18 protein-coding genes are annotated in these 16,942 nt (G+C 64.9%); 12 read left to right on the top strand and 6 right to left on the bottom strand.

Annotated features, from left to right (window positions below):
* Positions 1-118 precede the first annotated feature (118 nt).
* Both RND78_RS02695 and RND78_RS02690 read right to left on the bottom strand, forming a co-directional pair.
* Entirely contained in the window at positions 119-1,195 is a 1,077-nt protein-coding gene (locus tag RND78_RS02695; RefSeq protein WP_312725869.1) for a TIGR00730 family Rossman fold protein, read from the bottom strand.
* A gap of 14 nt (positions 1,196-1,209) precedes the next feature.
* Positions 1,210-1,617 (bottom strand): quorum-sensing-regulated virulence factor family protein, encoded by a 408-nt coding sequence (locus RND78_RS02690; protein WP_312725867.1) that lies wholly within the window; start codon positions 1,615-1,617, stop codon positions 1,210-1,212.
* A gap of 141 nt (positions 1,618-1,758) precedes the next feature.
* Between RND78_RS02690 and RND78_RS02685 the strand changes: the two genes are divergently transcribed.
* Positions 1,759-2,496, top strand: coding sequence for a tRNA-uridine aminocarboxypropyltransferase (locus RND78_RS02685; protein ID WP_312725865.1), 738 nt, complete (start codon positions 1,759-1,761; stop codon positions 2,494-2,496).
* Here the strand turns inward: RND78_RS02685 and RND78_RS02680 are convergent.
* On the bottom strand, positions 2,489-3,385 hold the full coding sequence (locus RND78_RS02680) for a DMT family transporter (protein ID WP_312725863.1): 897 nt from the start codon (positions 3,383-3,385) through the stop codon (positions 2,489-2,491). The genes RND78_RS02685 and RND78_RS02680 overlap by 8 nt on opposite strands.
* Before the next feature lie 324 nt (positions 3,386-3,709).
* On the opposite strand from RND78_RS02680, the gene erdR reads away from it, so the two are divergent.
* The 3 genes from erdR to RND78_RS02665 all read left to right on the top strand — a co-directional run bounded on the left by erdR (position 3,710) and on the right by RND78_RS02665 (position 6,599).
* Complete coding sequence (gene erdR / locus RND78_RS02675) at positions 3,710-4,360, top strand: response regulator transcription factor ErdR (RefSeq protein WP_312725861.1); 651 nt, start codon at positions 3,710-3,712, stop codon at positions 4,358-4,360.
* Between the two features lie 135 nt (positions 4,361-4,495).
* A complete protein-coding gene (locus RND78_RS02670; RefSeq protein WP_312725860.1) occupies positions 4,496-4,876 on the top strand; it encodes a diacylglycerol kinase in 381 nt (126 codons plus the stop codon).
* Positions 4,877-5,144: 268 nt separating this feature from the next.
* Positions 5,145-6,599, top strand: coding sequence for a DUF6538 domain-containing protein (locus tag RND78_RS02665; RefSeq protein ID WP_312725859.1), 1,455 nt, complete (start codon positions 5,145-5,147; stop codon positions 6,597-6,599).
* A 33-nt stretch (positions 6,600-6,632) separates the two neighbouring features.
* Here the strand turns inward: RND78_RS02665 and RND78_RS02660 are convergent, their stop codons facing one another.
* Positions 6,633-6,914, bottom strand: a complete 282-nt coding sequence (locus RND78_RS02660) for a hypothetical protein (RefSeq protein WP_312725857.1) — start codon at positions 6,912-6,914, stop codon at positions 6,633-6,635.
* Positions 6,915-7,283: 369 nt separating this feature from the next.
* On the opposite strand from RND78_RS02660, the gene RND78_RS02655 reads away from it, so the two are divergent.
* From RND78_RS02655 to RND78_RS02625, 7 genes are all read left to right on the top strand, one after another.
* On the top strand, positions 7,284-7,850 hold the full coding sequence (locus tag RND78_RS02655; RefSeq protein ID WP_312725856.1) for a recombinase family protein: 567 nt from the start codon (positions 7,284-7,286) through the stop codon (positions 7,848-7,850).
* Between the two features lie 795 nt (positions 7,851-8,645).
* Positions 8,646-8,768: a hypothetical protein gene (locus RND78_RS02650; protein ID WP_312725854.1), complete on the top strand. Its 123-nt coding sequence runs from the start codon at positions 8,646-8,648 to the stop codon at positions 8,766-8,768.
* Positions 8,768-9,103: a hypothetical protein gene (locus tag RND78_RS02645; RefSeq protein ID WP_312725852.1), complete on the top strand. Its 336-nt coding sequence runs from the start codon at positions 8,768-8,770 to the stop codon at positions 9,101-9,103. Before RND78_RS02650 ends, RND78_RS02645 begins: the two co-directional genes overlap by 1 nt.
* Positions 9,104-9,136: 33 nt before the next feature.
* Entirely contained in the window at positions 9,137-10,012 is an 876-nt protein-coding gene (locus tag RND78_RS02640; protein ID WP_312725850.1) for a hypothetical protein, read from the top strand.
* Between the two features lie 186 nt (positions 10,013-10,198).
* Positions 10,199-10,486 carry a hypothetical protein gene (locus RND78_RS02635; protein WP_312725848.1) on the top strand — a complete coding sequence of 96 codons (288 nt, stop codon included), beginning with the start codon at positions 10,199-10,201 and terminating at the stop codon, positions 10,484-10,486.
* A gap of 104 nt (positions 10,487-10,590) precedes the next feature.
* Positions 10,591-10,779: a hypothetical protein gene (locus RND78_RS02630; protein WP_312725846.1), complete on the top strand. Its 189-nt coding sequence runs from the start codon at positions 10,591-10,593 to the stop codon at positions 10,777-10,779.
* Between the two features lie 28 nt (positions 10,780-10,807).
* Positions 10,808-11,701 (top strand): hypothetical protein, encoded by an 894-nt coding sequence (locus RND78_RS02625; protein ID WP_312725845.1) that lies wholly within the window; start codon positions 10,808-10,810, stop codon positions 11,699-11,701.
* On the opposite strand, the gene RND78_RS02620 is transcribed toward RND78_RS02625, so the two are convergent.
* Both RND78_RS02620 and RND78_RS02615 read right to left on the bottom strand, forming a co-directional pair.
* Positions 11,698-12,114 carry a hypothetical protein gene (locus RND78_RS02620; protein ID WP_312725844.1) on the bottom strand — a complete coding sequence of 139 codons (417 nt, stop codon included), beginning with the start codon at positions 12,112-12,114 and terminating at the stop codon, positions 11,698-11,700. The two genes, RND78_RS02625 and RND78_RS02620, sit on opposite strands and share 4 nt — an antisense overlap.
* Positions 12,115-12,249: 135 nt before the next feature.
* Positions 12,250-13,419 (bottom strand): putative zinc-binding peptidase, encoded by a 1,170-nt coding sequence (locus RND78_RS02615; protein WP_312725842.1) that lies wholly within the window; start codon positions 13,417-13,419, stop codon positions 12,250-12,252.
* Between the two features lie 204 nt (positions 13,420-13,623).
* On the opposite strand from RND78_RS02615, the gene RND78_RS02610 reads away from it, so the two are divergent.
* Positions 13,624-16,941 (top strand): transglutaminase family protein, encoded by a 3,318-nt coding sequence (locus tag RND78_RS02610; RefSeq protein WP_312725840.1) that lies wholly within the window; start codon positions 13,624-13,626, stop codon positions 16,939-16,941.
* Position 16,942 lies beyond the last annotated feature (1 nt).

The following is a 16,942-nucleotide window of genomic DNA, read 5'->3' as shown; positions in this document are numbered from 1 at the left end:
CCCGTTCGGCTGGACGGCAGCCGCGACCGTGAATGTAGCTCCAGGAGGTAGGACCAGGCCTGGCAGGGTGGTAAGACGGGTTGACGTCGCCAGGCTCGACGCCAATCCGTGCGCGGCTTCAGGCCACCCAGTGTTCCGGTCGATTGAGTTCATCCACCAGTTCGCGCAGCCGGCCGTAGTGGCGACCGTGGAAGTCGAAGGTGAGACGGGTCAGGTGGGCGAATTCCGCCTCGTCGGGGTCACCTTCGCCTGGTGCCAGCTGGGTGAAGCCCGAGGTGCGGCAGAGGTCGGCGAAGGCCGTGGCCAGACGTTCGAGGCAGGCGGGCGTCAGCGCGTGCTTCAGGCGGATGTAGAAGCGTTGGTCACGCCAGCGAGTGGAGTGGTAGTTGCCATAGAACTGCTCGATCTCGGCAGCGGCCGCCTCGGCGGAACGTACCAGGCGGACCAGCTTGAGATCGGCGGGCAGGATGTAGCCTTCATCGAGCAGGTTGCGCTCCAGATAGGCCAGGGCGTCGTCCCAGAAGTGACCGTCGGGCGTGTCCAGCAGCACCAGGGGTACCAGCGGACTCTTGCCGGTCTGGATCAGGGTGAGCACCTCGAAGGTCTCGTCCAGGGTGCCGAAGCCGCCGGGGCAGAGCACCAGCGCATCGGCTTCCTTGAGGAAGAACAGCTTGCGCACATAGAAGAAGTGGAAGGACAGCAGGTGATCCGTGCCTTCGATGGTCGGATTCGCCCGCTGCTCGAAGGGCAGGGTGATGTTGAAGCCGAGGCTGGCTTCGCGTCCGGCGCCCTCGTGGGCCGCGCCCATGATGCCGGCGCCGCCGCCGGTGATGACCATCATGTCGCGGCGGGCCAGGGCGCTGCCCAGCTCGCGGGCGAGCGAATACAACGCCTGGTCGATACGGGTACGCGCCGAGCCGAACACCGTGACCTTGCGTCGGCGGCGGAAGCGTTCCAGGGTGCGGAAGGCCTGCTCCAGCTCCTTCAGGGTCTGCAGCATGATCTTGGCGTCCCAGCGCGCCGGATTGGTCTGCGCCATGCGCACCACCGTCACCAGCATCTCGCGGTACAGGCCAAGGTTGGGGCTGCCGCCGGGCAGGGCGTGCTCCAGCAACTCGTCGAGGCGCTGACCGAGATCGGCGGCGCTGGGCTCCACGTGGCGGGCCAGGTAGCTGTCGTCGCTGTCTTCGGTCATGACGCGAACTCCCGTTACTTGCCCAGGCCGCAGTCGGCCGCCTGGAAGCGCTCGACCATGATCGGCTTGTTGGTCTGGTATTCGGTGAAGTCATAGACCAGGGTGGCGCCGCGAGCCAGCAACTGACGGTAGCCGTTGTTCTGGCAGACGCTTTCGGCGAGCTGGACGCGGACCGTCGCCGGATTCTCGCGCATGCGGGCGGCATGGGCCGGGCGCACGCTGAGGTGGTCGATCAGTTGCTTGCCCTGCACGGTGTAGCCACGGTCGAGGATGTCTTCGTTGATGGCGCGGGGCGTACCCTGGCTGCTCTCGGCGGCGACCTTGCGCAGCATCTGGTTGAGCTCAGTGTCCTTGAGCGACTCGGCCGCCTGGGCGGTGAAGGGCAGGGCGAGCGTCAGGGCGAGCAGGGCAAAACGAGGCATCGTGTTCTCCAGCGTGGGGAAGCCCGTTTCGACCGTGGTCGCGGGCGGGGGTTCGCAAGGCGTCTGCGCAGGGTACCTTGCCTGGCCGCCGCGAGCATCCCGGTCGCTCTGGTAAACTGCGTTTTTGCCCAAGAGCCCGGCATGACCCCGACCTCAGATACCTCCCTCCATGCCGTGGCTCGCCTGCGCCAGGAGCGCCTGGCGCGCAGCATCAAGCCTTTCGTCGCGCGGGGCTCACGCATGGCGCGTTGCCCGAACTGCCGCCTGGCCCCGAGTCATTGCCTGTGCGAGCTGCGTCCACTACGCCAGACCCGTGCCGGGATGTGTCTGCTGATGCATGACGTGGAGCCGCTCAAGCCGAGCAACACCGGCTGGCTGATTGCCGACGTGGTGGCCGACACCCATGCCTTCGGCTGGAGCCGTACCGCCGTCGATCCGCGTCTGCCGACATTGCTGGAGCAACCCGAGTGGCAGCCGCTGCTGGTGTTTCCGGGCGAGTACGCCGCGTCCGAGCGGGTGGTTGAGACCTTGCCGCTCGCGCCTGGCCAACGGCCGCTGTTCGTGCTGCTGGATGCCACCTGGACCGAAGCGCGCAAGATGTTCCGCAAGAGCCCCTATCTGGATGCCCTGCCGGTGCTGAGCTTCCAGCCCTCGGCGCTGTCGCGCTATCGGCTACGACGCTCCACCCGGGGCGAGCACCTCTGCACCGCCGAGGTGGCGGCGCTGTGCCTGGAACTGGCCGGAGAGGCGCCGGCCGGACGCCTGCTGGAGGCCTATCTGGACGTCTTCAGCGAGCGCTATCTGGATGCCAAGCACCACCTGCCGCTGGCGGTGGACAGTCCGGCCAGCCAGCACCTGATGGCTCTGCGGTCTAGTTGACCGGCTTGACCTCAACCGGCGCCTGCCGCGGCCAGAGTTGCGCGGCCAACATGCCGGCGAACATCAGGGCACAGCCCAGATAACCGCGGCCGCTGAGGGATTCTCCCAGCAGCCAGGCGCCGAAGAAGGCGGCGAACACCGCTTCCAGGGAAAAGATCACCGCTGCATGGGAGGCGATGGCGCCGCGCTGGGCGAAGACCTGCAGGGTGTAGCCGATACCCGCGGCGATCACGCCGCCATAGAGCAATTCGGGCAGGGCCAGGGCGATCTGGCCGGCCTGGATCGGCTCGAAGACCAGCGCCAGCAGCAGGCTCAGGACGGCGCAGACCAGAAACTGCACGATGGACAGCAGGGTCGCGTCATGGCGACTGGAATAGTGCCCAACCAGCAGTACGTGCACGCCCCAGGCCAGGGCGCCGGCCAGTTGCAGCAGATCGCCCGAGGCCACCTGGAAGTTGTCGCCCAGGCTGAGCAGGCCCATGCCGACCACCGCGAGGCAGGCGCCGACCCAGGTCCCGACGTGGCTGCGCTGGCCCAGCAGCAGTCCCAACAGCGGCACGACGATGACGTACAGCCCGGTGATGAAGCCGGAGTTGGTCACGCTGGTGAACAGCAGGCCGACCTGCTGCAGGTTGATGCCGAGGGTCAGCACCAGCCCCATCAGCAGGCCGCCCTTGAGCGTATCGCGGGTGAAGGCCTGCTGGCGGCCACCGCGGCGCAGGAACAGCAGCAGCGGCAGCAGGGTGAGGACGCCCAGGGCGAATCTCAGGCCGGTATAGAGAAAGGGACCGATGTGGGCCATGCCGCCGGTCTGGGCGACGAAGGCGCTGCCCCAGATGATGGCGGTGAGCAGCATGAGCAGATCGGCACGGAGAGCGGCGCTGGGCATTGGGTATCTCTTGGGCAAAAAAGCGCAACTGTGCCGCAACCGTCGGGGCTTGCCTACCGCTAGGACGCCCTTCGGCCTTGCTCCCGTCCGCGCCGTTCGGCATGCTGAGGCGGGCGCGAACGCTGCCGGTGTGCCAGGCGCCGGGTGTTCGCGGCCTCAGAGCTTGCTTAAAGGCTCGCGAGCTAGAGACAAACAAGGCGAAAAGGGCTGTGGAAGCGGAGTTTACGAGTGGTAAATGAGCATTCCGAAGGCCTTTTCAACGCCGTTTGGCCGACGCGCAGCAGACTTTAAGCAGGCTCTCACGACAACAAGGAAAGCGACACCATGGCGGCTGCCTACCAGATCCTGATCGCGGACGATCATCCGCTGTTTCGCAGCGCGCTGCAGCAGGCGCTCATCCTGGGCCTGGGTGCCCAGGCGCGGCTCACCGAGGTAGCCGACATCGCCGAACTCCAGGCCTGTCTCGCCGAAAGTACCGACTGGGACCTGGTGCTGCTGGACCTGAACATGCCCGGTGCCTATGGCTTCTCCGGGCTGGTACTGCTGCGCGGTCAGTATCCGCAGGTGCCGGTGGTGATGATCTCGGCGCAGGAAGAACCCGCCGTGGTGCAGCGCGCCCGGGAATTCGGCGCCAGCGGCTTCATTCCCAAGTCCAGCGATCTGAGCACCCTGCAACAGGCGGTCAGCCAGGTGCTGGATGGCGATACCTGGTGGCCACCGCAGATGGAGGGTGCTGCCGCCCTGAGCGAGGAAGCCAAGGCCGCCAGTGCCGGGCTCGCCAGCCTTACCCCGCAGCAATTCCGCGTCCTGACCATGCTTTGCGAAGGCCTGCTCAACAAGCAGATCGCCTTCGAGCTGAATGTCTCCGAAGCCACGGTGAAGGCTCATGCCACGGCCATCTTCCGTAAGCTCGGCGTCCGCACCCGTACCCAGGCGGCGCTGCTGCTGCAGCAGCTGGAGAGTACCTCCAGCTAGGTCGACCCGGCACCTCTGGCGCGGGCGGTGGCCCGCGCCTACCGATCCGGCGATCCGCGCCCGTCAGGCGACGCTACCGATTTTCCCGCTTTGTGCACCTGCCGCCCGTTATCGTCGGCGGCTCGACCACGCTGAATGGAGTTCCAGGTGATCTCTCCCTACAAAGGCAAGACCGGTCTGCGCCGGGTCATCAACGCAACGGGTTACTCCCTGGCCGGCTTGCGCACGGCCTTTCGCCAGGAAGCGGCGTTTCGCTCCCTGGTAGTGCTCAACGTGGTGCTCTTGCCCATCGCCTTCTGGCTGGACGTCAGCCGTGGCGAGCGCGCCCTGCTGGTGGCGGTATGCCTGCTGTCGCTGGTGGTAGAGCTGTTCAACGCCGCCATCGAGGCGGTGGTGGATCGCATCTCGCTGGACTGGCACGAACTGTCGAAGAACGCCAAGGATCTCGGCAGTGCCGCGCAGTTCGTGGCAATGATCATCATCGCGGCGGTGTGGGGCATCGTCCTGCTGGGCTGAGCAGGACGACCGACCTCTCAGACCGGTACGCCCAGGGTGGCGCCGGTGATGGTTTCGTCGCTGACCATGCCCTGTTCCAGCACGCTGGGCTGCGCCGAGTGGATCACCTTGTGGATGAAGCTTGCGGGTCACGTTGTCGTTGACTGCATGGGCTGGAACGCAGCTATGATGCGGCTTTAGCCCGTATCGAGACCGGGACACAAAGCCCGACTTTTGGGCCGGGTGCCGTGTCCTCATGTCGGGGTCACGTGTCACCGGAGCCAGCAGCATGAGCACGTACTTAACGCGCAAGGATGGGCGCTATCTCTACCGCCGTCGCTTCCCCAAGGCCGTTGCCGACGCCATAGGCAAGGCGGAGATGAAACGTGCCCTCGGCACCGCAGACCGGACGGAGGCGCTGAAGCTTTCCCGTTCCCTGTCTGTCGAGTTTGACCGCATCTGCGAGGCTGCCCTGGCGCCTGTGCATGCAGGGCCTGGCGCGCCCTCAGTACCTATCCCTGTACGCCTCACAGCGGACGACATCCTGCGCCAGATGCAGGCGGCTATGCACCGGGTACAAGTCGAGGCGCTGGAGCGAATGCAGGCGCCCGGATGGCAACGGGAGCTGGCCTGGCGGCGTGCTTCCCTGGCTGCTCATGCCGCTGGCGATATGCCTACCGAGATAGCCATGCATCCCACCATTGCAGCGGGCGCTATGAGGGCCTTGGACAGCGTTGTGGCCGGGGACGTACCGATGCCAGCTCCGCAGGAGATCGCCCCGCCTAGGCCCATTACAGAGGCCCCTGCGCTGCCTGGTGCGGTAGGTGCCGGGGTTGCCACTCAGGCAGAGTTCGAGCTGGCTCTGGAGGCTTATTGCGTTGGGAAGTCGAAGTCCCGCAAGACCCAGGCCCGGAACGTCAGCGCTGCCGTGCTGCGCTTCCCCTGTGCACCTGCCCAGGCCGAGGCGCAGATACTGGAGTACCTGACGGGGAAGCTGGAGGAGGGGATCAAGCCCAGTACGCTGCGCACCGCTAGCACGCTGCTGTTCGCCATCCTGAAGTGGCTACCTGGATTCGAGGGCCTGGCCCTGCCGAAGCGACACCCCACCACCGAGGCGCTACGGGGCGAGATGCTGGACGCGGAAGCTAGGGCGCCTGTCCCGCGTGACGTGCTGCTGAGCGCTATCAGGTCCTTCCAGGAGGCAGGGGATGACGTGTCGGCTGCTGCGTTCCGGCTGCTGGCGCTCTACGGCATGCGGCCCTCAGAGCTGCTACGCGAAGGTCCATCGAGCATTCAGGAGCGGCGGGACGTGCTGGGCAATGTCGATACGGTGTTCGTGGCTGGGCTCACCATGCGCAAGACGCGGAACAGTAAGCGTGCGTTGCCGATCCACCCTGACGACCTGCCGTTGTTCGCCACGGTGCACGCCTCCCTGGGCTTGGCGGAGGACTGTCCGCTGGATGAGCGGGAGCACCGGGGGCGGATCAGGAGCAACGAACTAGCGAAGCGCTTCCGGCGGTTGCTGCCAACGGAGCTGCGCCCGGAACTAAGCCTGTACGGTGTAAGGCACCTATTCGCTGACCTTGCCCGCGCTGCTGGTGCTACAGAGGAGGAGGCCGGTGCCCTGCTCGGGCACACGACCAAAGGCGCTTCGAAGGTGACTGGTATCTATGGCGGGGGTAAGTCATTAGGCCGCGCTAAAGAAATACTAAGCGAAGTTAGAGCTTTGCTAGGTGTTAGTTAGGTTGGATGCCATAGGTGATAGCTTTACGTAGCCTTATGCTCGCTCTAGGCCGTGCCAAGTACGGCCATTAGACTCAGTGACCAAAACAGCGAAAGATTTCACTACACCTTGCGCTGCTGCTTTAGCCATATCCATGACTGCAGCCCGTGTTGCTGTTCCCTCATAATTGTATTCGGCCGGAGGAAGTTTGTAGCGCTCGCCGTCCCCGTTCTTAATGACGTCGGTAATGCTTCGTGCCGCTAATTGCTTTGCTAGTTCTTTATAGTCGGCGGCGCTAGCGTCATGCAGTTCAACGCGGATTGTGTACTTGGCCATGATCAATCGTCCCTGTTTGAAGTGAATCCGTATTCTAACTAGAAACAGTGCTGTCCGGCCATTCACCGCGCGGCCTAAATTTGGGTTGAACCTGCGTGGGCCTCTCCGACTCCATCACGGTCGCCTTTCCCCCACGGGTGGGGTGGCTGGCGCTGGGCGGGCCGCTTGCCGGGGATACCAGCACCACCTGCAGGCTGGCGCACAGCACTCTGCTCGGCTGTTACCTGCTGAAGCAATGCCGGTGTCATCAATCGACCGTTAAGAGATACCACTTATCGGCGCGCCTGGCTGGTGTCATCAATCCTGCTTGACGACTTTATGCGACTGCCGCAGGATGACACCACGTTAGAGGACACCAGGTATCAAGCCATGAGCCGCACCTTTCTTTATGCCCGCGTTAGTACCACCGAGCAGACCACTGACAACCAGCGCCTTGAGGTAGAGCAGGCTGGCTTTGCTGTCGAGCCGCAGCGCGTCATAGCTGAGACGGTGTCTGGTAGCACGCAGGCCAATGAGCGCCCAGGCTTCCAGAAGCTGCTGGAGCGCATGGAGCGCGGGGACACACTGATCGTCACCAAGCTCGACCGCCTTGGTCGTAACGCTATGGACGTGCGCAGCACCGTAGAGCGCCTGGCCGCAGACGGTATCCGCGTGCACTGCCTGGCCTTGGGTGGTGTGGACCTGACCAGCGCAGCCGGCAAGATGACCATGCAGGTACTGTGCGCCGTGGCTGAGTTCGAGCGGGACTTGCTGATCGAGCGCACCAATGCCGGCCTGCAACGGGCCAAGGCAGAAGGGAAGAAGCTCGGGCGGCCGGAGGCTACGGGTACCACCAAGCAGGTGCAGGCGGTCAAGGCTGAGGGCCTGAGCCAGTCCCAGGTAGCACAGCGGCTAGGCATCAGCTTGGCCACCATCAAGCGGCACTGGAACGTCTAAGCGGTACATCCAGGCGGGGCTGCGGCAGGGCAGGCGTAGCCCAGTGCGGAGCCCTAGGCAAGGCGTTCATTAGCTTGCCCTGGCTACCCTACTGGCCAGCGGCTGCGCCTTCCTGGCGTGCTCCTGGACAGGCTGGGAGGCTGGCTGCGCTAGGTGCCAGAGGATGCCTTCACGGTCTCGGCAGGTGGCTATTCTGGTCATGTGTTCTTGATGTCACATACCGAGCAGGAAGGAAGGAAAACGCCATCGCCGAGCTTGGGCAGCTCAGCGTGGCCGGGTAGCCTTCCCGCGTTGGTCGGACAACGTCACCTAGTGACCGGTGCAATGCCGGTCACCACCCTACCCGAAGCGCTAACCCGATCAGGGCAAAGTCTGCACTCGCAGCCTAGTTACGGCTGTACCTACAAGAGCCAGCATCACACCGCCCGTTTCCCCGCCTTCTGATACACCACAACGATTCCCTGCAATCGAGAACAACCCGAACCCAACCGCACTGTAAGCCGCATGGCTAACGGTACGGATGCATTCGCATATCAGGAAACGTGTACTTCAATCTGAGGATTCACTATGGCCAACGCCACCAAGCTGAGAGGGAGAAAGCCCCTCGTCGCTGCACAAATCGTACGGGTTATGCGGCGCTACATGCACCGTTCCGAACCTGTCACCACGACCGTACTACGTAAGGAATTACCTGGCGTTCCTCGTCTCTCCCTGCTGCATGCCGTCTCTGCACTACAGAAGCGCGCTGGACTACAGCACCGGTACCTGCCGGACAGTGGACTGCGAGAGTTCTGCTTGGGCTCCCGAGCGGGTATCGCCTGGGGACTTAGCGTCACCCCGGAGCAGGTGCGGCACAGCACTATCGTCGAGAACACCATGCTGCTGATGCTGGCAGACCACGAACAGGAGGCCCGCTAATGGCCCGTCCCCGCAAGATCAACCTAGACCGCAGCGCTGTGGAGCTGCTGGACCTAACTCTCAAGGCGTCCACTCAGCGATTCCAGCAGGCGCTGGACCCTGACAACGGTTACCCCATCGACGCTGCCACCATCAGCGCCAGCGTGTCGCTGCTCAAGTTGGTAGAGGCCCGCGCCGCTGCCACCCGCGATGACCGTGCCGCTGAGCTGGCGAAGCTCCAGGCCGAGTTCCATTCCAAGCGTCAGCCCAAGTCCAGCGCACCGCGAGACGAACTATCCGAAGAAGCCATCCTTGCCCTGTACGAGGGCGCAGGACTCAACCCCAACCACCAATAGAACGGACGCCAGGTGCGACCGTAAGGACCACCTATGTCCAGACTTGATGCAATCAAACAACAGGCGGCCCAGGTCGCCGATACCGGGCTCGACATGTCGCAGTCCGATAGCTCTGCAGAGGTCGCCCAGTCCAGCACCGCTACATCGGCACCCTTCGATAGCATGGCAGCCATTCGCGCTTTGCGGGCCAAGGGCGTGCGTCTTGACGGCGCCGCGCTTACTGCGGAGCTGGAGCGCATGGAGCGCCGCTACTGTTCCACCGGTTCCTATGCTGCGGCACCCGCTACAGCGCAGAGCATAGTGCGGCGCCACATGGGTAAGGCTAAAGCCCAGCGCCAGGAGATGACCAAGGAGCTGAATGCCCTCGGCTACCTGGGACGCTATGCCAGCGCTGGGGAAGTGCTCGACCTGATGACTGCAGCGCACGATTGCGCACTAGGTGCTGACCGTCCTTCTGCTCGCGCGTTGCTTCGTCACCAAGTAGGTGAGGCCGATGCTCCGCGCCTGGCTTCAACCAGGAGCCGCCATGTTAAGAGCGCCATGCGGAAGCTGGAGAACCACCCGACTGCCAAACTTATGGAGACCCAGGGTATGCGTACCGCGCGTGATGTTAGCGAGATATGCCGATCCACCCTGGCCGGTGGTGTTCAAGCGCTGTATCAGCGAGCAGACGTAGCCAAGCGCCTTGCCGGGCTTAGCGACACCCAGGCGGAACAGGCCCGAGAGATTGCGGTATTGAAAGCCCGTTTAGCTGCTCTGGAGACGCGCCAGGATGTTGCAGAGTCCGGGGAGCACTGGCACGACGTAGCCAAGCGTATGCGCTTTGATGGCGCCTCATACGGGGCCATCGCGAAGAGCACAGGTCAGAGCCGGAGTACAGTCTCTAGCTATCTCGCCCGGCAACCCTGATTCTCCTAGTACGTAGTACCTATAGAAATGCAAGGTGTTTCATCTGTACGCATGCGTACAGTCCATGCGTACACCTGCACTCGCGGCCTGATTCGCGCTGCACTTACGCGCCGACCTTCCTACAACCAAGCCCCTGCATCGCCTCGCTGCGAGGTGTAGCTGTGGGCGACAAATACCGAGACCAACATGCTGACCACCTTTGACGACGTTCTAGCGATCCACGCCAGCCTCCCCGAGGAGACATCCGCAGAGGCCCAGGCCCGGCGCCAATCCAACGTCCTGACGCTCGCCAGTTTCTACGACCTGCACGACCAGGTAACACAGCGCCAGCAGGCTCGCCAGGCTGCCCCCGTGCTAGTGCCGGCAAGCATCGAGCCCGAAGACCCTAACGTCGAGTCGGGTATCCCACAAACCGCCCACACCGGGCAGATGACCCGACGCCTGCCAGGGACCGTACTCGGCATCAACGCATAGGCCCCTGGCGGCCGCGCTGAGGGCCTTGGATAGCCGATCAGTACCCAACCCCAAGACAAGTCGCGGACGACGTCTACAGCGCCCCTTATCTATCGAGACCCAGCATGACCCTATCCCTTACCGATGAACTGCGTGTGGCCCTGGCCGCGGCTGCCCTGTGGCGACCCCGCGGCAACCAGCCAGACCGCGGCGCTTTCGTTCGCAACGCCCTGAGTTCTGCCATGAACTGGACCCGCAAGGGCCGCCCGCTGGACACCCTCCCAATCCTGCGCCGTCTTGCTGACCGCGCCTGACCTATCCCACTTCGAAGAGACCTGACCCATGACCAAGCAAGCCAAGAACACCCAACCTGTTGTAGCTGTAGCCGACCAGACCGCCCGTGCCCTGCTGGCTGTGCTCCAATCCGCACTCACCCTGGACCGTGAAGACGTGCCGACCCTGACCGCTCCGACCCTTCCCGAGGGCTATGCCGAGGTGAAATACGGCCTAGACCGGATGGGTGAATACATGGCGCAAGGAGAGCGCGGCGAGTCCCGCCGTACCTCTGTCGATGACGTGACACGCGACCTGACCGAATTGCTGGCGCGTGCTGCGGAGAAGGGCCTCCCGTTCGCCCAGCTGCCGGCTGCCTTTGCCTATGATCAGGCCATGACCGTGCACCGCGAGCGCCAGGCAAACTACATCCGCGGCAGTGGTGCCCGTGCCGAAGCGCTGGCCCTGGCTGCCTCTGACTGGATCGACGACCTAAAGGCCGTGCTAGTCCTCCGTGATTTAGTCCACGCCGATGACATGCAGGAGGTGGCCCAGGAGCGCACTAAGACCAGCGCGGCTATGGCCCTCCGACTCTACGTGGACGAGAAGTACAGCAGCACCGTGGCCGCGACTTTACCCGTCATGGCTGCGGGCCGTGGCCTGATGCAGCTACAGAGCGCCGGGGTCGGCGTTGCCGAGCTAACCCAAGAAGACCTCGAAGTGTTGGCCGCGTTGGTTGGCCTGGCTATCGCGCCTTTGCCGCTGCCGAACTACGGCCTGGCAGCTGATGCCCTGGACTTCTACGTTGGCGATTCGATGATTCGCGTAAACCACTGCACCGCGACGCTGTACCAGGTGGGCGATACCGGTGCGGGTCAGTCGCTGCTGCCGGTACGTGTTCTTGCGGCGACTGATGCAAAGCTCTTGGCAGACATGCAGCAGGAGCTGGCGCAGGTTGCTTAACGGACAAACGCCCGGTAGGCCGACTGGTCTAGCGGCTTGAGCGCCACCAGTCCGCAGGCTGCGCGAGCAGGCATCTTATAGAGATCAGCAAGCGGGGCGTCGTCGGTCAGGTTGTCATGGAGGTAGTCGAGCCAGTTACTCACGACCTCCGTAGAGAGCATGCCCGACTGGGCCTTGTGCCGCATGAACTCGCCGACGCTGATCCGTAGGCCTGCGTTGTTCGCTACCTTGATCGATTGGACGATGAGCGCGGTGGCCATCTCCGCTGCCTTGCGCGGCGGGGCTAGGCTGTACATCCGTATCCAAATGTCGAGATTAGCTTGGGTCAGCTTGTCACTGCCGTTCGGCTTGAACAGCTTCCAGCAAGCAAACAGCACAGCCGCTGCGCATAGTACCCCGATGAAAGACTCCATACTTCCCATCCCTGGATGATGTCCAAGCTGGGACTATGCAGCGTTGTCTGCCGTAATGGCAATATGCCGTCGGTCCCGCCTAGATACGGTGAGAGCCGCCCGGACCGGGACACAAGCCCCGGCCACTTGTCGGATTCACGCGGCGGCGTCACCCTTTAACTCATTGATATTGCTCGCATTTGTTCCATTCGTCACCTTGTGGATGAAGTGCAATTTGGCGATCACCGGCGCGGGCAGGGCGAAGGGGTAGAAATCCGGCTGGCCCATGCTGCGCGACAGCTCGTTGAGCATGGCCGCCAGTTCGATCCAGGCGTTGGCGAAACCGAGGAACTCATCGTCGCTGCGGTCTTCGGCCTCGTACAGCGCCTCGCGGGTGAAGGGCTGGAAATCCAGCTGGGTGGTAGTAGCGTTCATCCCCAGGTTGGCCGCCGTGGCCAGGGTATCCATCATGTGCAGGTAGTGTGCCCAGGTTTCCGCCCAGTCTTCCCAGGGATGCATGGTGGCGTAGGCGCTGACGTACTGGGTTTCCCAATCCGCTGGCGCACCCTGCTGGTAGTGGCGCTCCAGCGCCTGACCGTAGTCGGCGCGCTCGTCGCCGAACAGGGCGCGGAAGGGTTCTTCCCATTCGGTGCCAGCGACCAGCCGATCGAAGTAGTAGTGGCCGACCTCGTGGCGGAAGTGCCCGAGCAGGGTGCGATAGGGCTCGTGCATGTCGGCCCGTACCCTCTCCCGATGGGCGTCGTCCGCTTCGAGGATGTTCAGGGTGATGAGGCCGTTGGCATGGCCGGTGGTGGGCGTACCGTTGGCGTCCGGGGCGAGGAAGTCGAAGGCCAGCCCATGCTCGGGGTCGACGCTCTGTGGAATCACCTGGAGACCCAGGCCCAGCAATTGCGCGATCAGTTGACGCTTGGCCAGCTCCAGCTTGCGCCAGCGCTCGCCATTGCCCTCGAAGGTGAGGTCGGGAATGGTGTGGTTGAGCTGGCAGGCCAGGCAGAAGTCGCTGCCCGCGTCGGCGGGCACCAGCCAGTTGCAGGCGGCCGGGGTATCCAGGTTCGCGCAACGGCGATAGAGACCGCTGCTGGCGTCGGGCAACCGCCACAGACCGCCGTCGCCGGGTTGCAGCGCCGTGGGTGTGCCCTGATCCGGGGCATAGCCGAGGACGGCGCCACAGGCCAGGCATTCACTGTTGGGAAAGAAGATGGCCTGCCCACAGGTGCAGTTGGCGACCTTGCGTTGCACGGGCAGCGCACGCAGTACGTTGCGCTCTAGGCGGTTCGAGCTGTAGCTTCCGAGAAAATTGCGCATATTGGATACCTGGCGGGAACGACCACGTCTGACACCGAGCGGAACGCTGGCGCCTTGCTAGCGATTTAGTTGAGCGGGCGGTGATTGGAGTTCCGGGTTGTTCGTCGCCTGGTCGGTACGAGAAGCCCTCTGGGACGCCCCCTGGGGTGTCGGGGCACGAGATTTGCTCTTCCTTTGAGTTCAACCGGTGAACGGAGTCTCCCTGTGTCCATCCATGTCGCTCTGCAGCATATCAGCCATTACACCTACGATCGCCTGGTGGAACTGGGCCCGCAGATCGTGCGGCTGCGCCCGGCACCCCATAGCCGAACGCGCATCCTGTCCTATTCGCTGCGAGTCCAGCCGGAGCAGCATTTCATCAACTGGCAGCAGGATCCCCAGGGCAACTACCTGGCGCGGCTGGTGTTCCCCGAGCCGACCCGCGAATTCCGCGTGGAGGTCGACCTGGTCGCCGAAATGGCGGTGTTCAACCCTTTCGACTTCTTCCTCGAACCCTACGCGGAAAAGATTCCTTTCAGCTATGCCGAGGAAGAGCGGCGCGAACTGAGCGCTTTTTGCGAGTGCCTGCCAGCGACGCCATTGTTCGAACGTTACCTGGCCGGCATCTCCCGCGAGCCGGTGCCGACCCTGGACTTCCTGGTCGCCCTGAACCAGCGCCTGAGCCGCGACGTGGCCTACCTGATCCGCCTGGAACCTGGCGTACAGACACCGGATGAGACCCTGGAGAAGGGTTCCGGCTCCTGCCGCGACAGCGCCTGGCTGCTGGTGCAGCTGCTGCGCCACCTGGGCCTGGCGGCGCGCTTCGTCTCCGGCTACCTGATCCAGCTGACCGCCGACCAGAAGGCCCTGGACGGCCCCTCCGGCACCGAGGTGGACTTCACCGACCTGCACGCCTGGTGCGAGGTCTATCTGCCCGGCGCGGGCTGGATCGGTCTGGACCCCACCAGCGGCCTGCTGGCCGGCGAAGGCCACATCCCCCTGGCCTGCAGCCCCGAGCCGGCCTCGGCGGCGCCTATCTCCGGCCTGGTCAGCGAGAGCGAGTGCACCTTCACCCACCACATGGGCGTGGAGCGCCTGTGGGAAGCCCCGCGGGTCACCCGGCCCTACGACGAGCGCCAGTGGCAGGACGTCCTCGCCCTGGGCTGGCGGGTGGACGCCGACCTCCAGGCCCAGGACGTGCGCCTGACCCTCGGCGGCGAGCCGACCTTCGTCGCCCTCGACTATCCCGACGACGAGGAGTGGAGCACCGCCGCCCTGGGGCCGAACAAGCGCCGCCTGGCCACCGAGTTGTTCCACCGCCTGCGCCAGCACTATGCGCCCCAGGGCCTGGTGCACTTCGGTCAGGGCAAGTGGTATCCCGGCGAGCAACTGCCGCGCTGGTCGCTCAACTGCTTCTGGCGCGCCGACGGCCAACCGCTCTGGCGCGATCCCGCCCTGCTGGCCGACGAGCGTCGCGACTACGGTGCCGACACCGCCCTGGCCGAGCGCTTCGTGCAGGAAGTGGCCCAGCGCCTGGGCGTGGCCGATGAGCATCGCTTCCCGGCCTTCGAGGACTGGCTGTACTACCTCTGGCGCGAGCGCCGCCTGCCGAGCAACGTCGACGTCCTGGATTCGAGGCTGAGCGATCCGCTGGAGCGCGAGCGACTGCGGCGGGTGTTCGACCAGGGCCTGGATCGGGTGGTGGGCTACGTCCTGCCGCTGGCCCGCACCGCCGCCGAGGATGGCTGGCGCACCGGGCCCTGGTTCCTGCGCGAGGAGCAGTGCCGGCTGGTGCCGGGCGATTCGCCGCTGGGTTATCGCCTGCCACTGGACTCGCAGCCCTGGGTACGTGACGAGGACTATCCCTACCTGCATCCCACCGACCCCAACCAGCCGCTGGCGCCCTTGCCCGATCCCATCCGTCTGCAGGAGCGCTGGCGCCAGCCGCGATCGGTCCCCAGTGTCGATGCGGGCGGTGCCCCGACCGCGCCGGCGCCGTTCGATTCGGCGAGTGACATCGTCCGTACCGCCTTCTGCGCCGAGCCGCGCGAGGGTCGGCTGTACCTCTTCATGCCGCCGCTGGCACGCCTGGAGGACTACCTGGAGCTGGTCGGCGCCATCGAGGACACCGCCACCGCCCTGGGCTGCCCGGTGGTACTGGAAGGCTACGAGCCGCCGCGCGATGCTCGACTGATCAATTTCCGTGTGACCCCCGATCCCGGGGTCATCGAGGTCAACATCCATCCGGTGGCGACCTGGGAGGCCCTGGTCGAGCAGAGCGAATTCCTCTACGAGGCGGCGCGGCTGTCGCGCCTGACCAGCGAGAAGTTCATGGTCGACGGCCGCCATACCGGTACCGGCGGCGGCAGCCACTGCGTGCTGGGCGGGGCGACGCCGGGCGATTCGCCCTTCCTGCGCCGTCCCGACCTGCTGCGCAGCCTGATCAGCTACTGGCACAACCATCCCTCGCTGTCCTACCTGTTCGCCGGCCTGTTCATCGGCCCGACCTCCCAGGCGCCGCGGGTCGACGAGGCGCGCAACGACGCCCTCTACGAACTGGAACTGGCCTTCGCCCAACTGCCGGCGCCGGGCACTGCCTGTCCGCCCTGGCTGGTGGACCGGCTGCTGCGCAACCTGCTGGTGGACGTGACCGGCAACACCCACCGCGCCGAATTCTGCATCGACAAGCTCTATTCACCCGACAGCACCAGCGGCCGCCTCGGCCTGCTGGAATTGCGCGCCTTCGAGATGCCGCCCCATAGCCGCCTGCAAGTGGTGCAGCAACTGCTGCTGCGCGCCCTGGTCGCCCGTTTCTGGCGCGAACCCTATGCGCCGGAGCGCCTGGCCCGCTGGGGTACCGAGCTGCACGACCGCTTCCTGCTGCCGCACTTCATCCAGGACGACTTCCAGGACGTGCTCGCCGAACTGGCCGACGCCGGCTACGCCTTCGACCCGGCCTGGTTCGCCGCGCACTTCGAATTCCGCTTTCCCAAGTACGGCGACTTCGCGGTCAAGGGCATCGAGCTGGAGCTGCGCCAGGCGCTGGAGCCCTGGCACGTGCTGGGCGAGGAGGGCGTCATCGGCGGGACGATGCGCTACGTCGACTCTTCGCTGGAGCGGGTCCAGGTGAAGGTCACCGGCCTGGCGCCCGATCGCTATGCCCTGTTCTGCAACGGCGCCCGGGTGCCGCTGCGGGCGACCGGCCGGGTCGGGGAGTACGTCGGCGCAGTGCGCTTCCGCGCCTGGCAGCCCGCGTCGGCGCTGCACCCCAACCTGGGGGTGGATGCGCCGCTGGTGTTCGATCTGCTCGACACCTGGATGCAGCGCTCCCTGGGCGGTTGCCAGTATCATGTGGCCCATCCCGGCGGTCGTAACTACGCTACGCTACCGGTCAACGCCTATGAGGCGGAAAGCCGGCGCCTGGCGCGCTTCTTCCGCTTCGGGCATACCCCGGGGCGGCAGGTTCCGACTTCTCTCGCGACGAGTCTGGAGGCGCCCTTCACCCTGGATCTGCGTCAGACCCACGTCAGCCGACCGCACTAGA

Origin of the sequence: Pseudomonas oryzihabitans (assembly GCF_032027545.1) — a bacterium.
GTDB lineage: Bacteria > Pseudomonadota > Gammaproteobacteria > Pseudomonadales > Pseudomonadaceae > Chryseomonas > Chryseomonas oryzihabitans_F.
The sequence above is the reverse complement of the archived record's forward strand: the minus strand, read 5'-3'. Positions and strand labels throughout refer to the sequence as shown.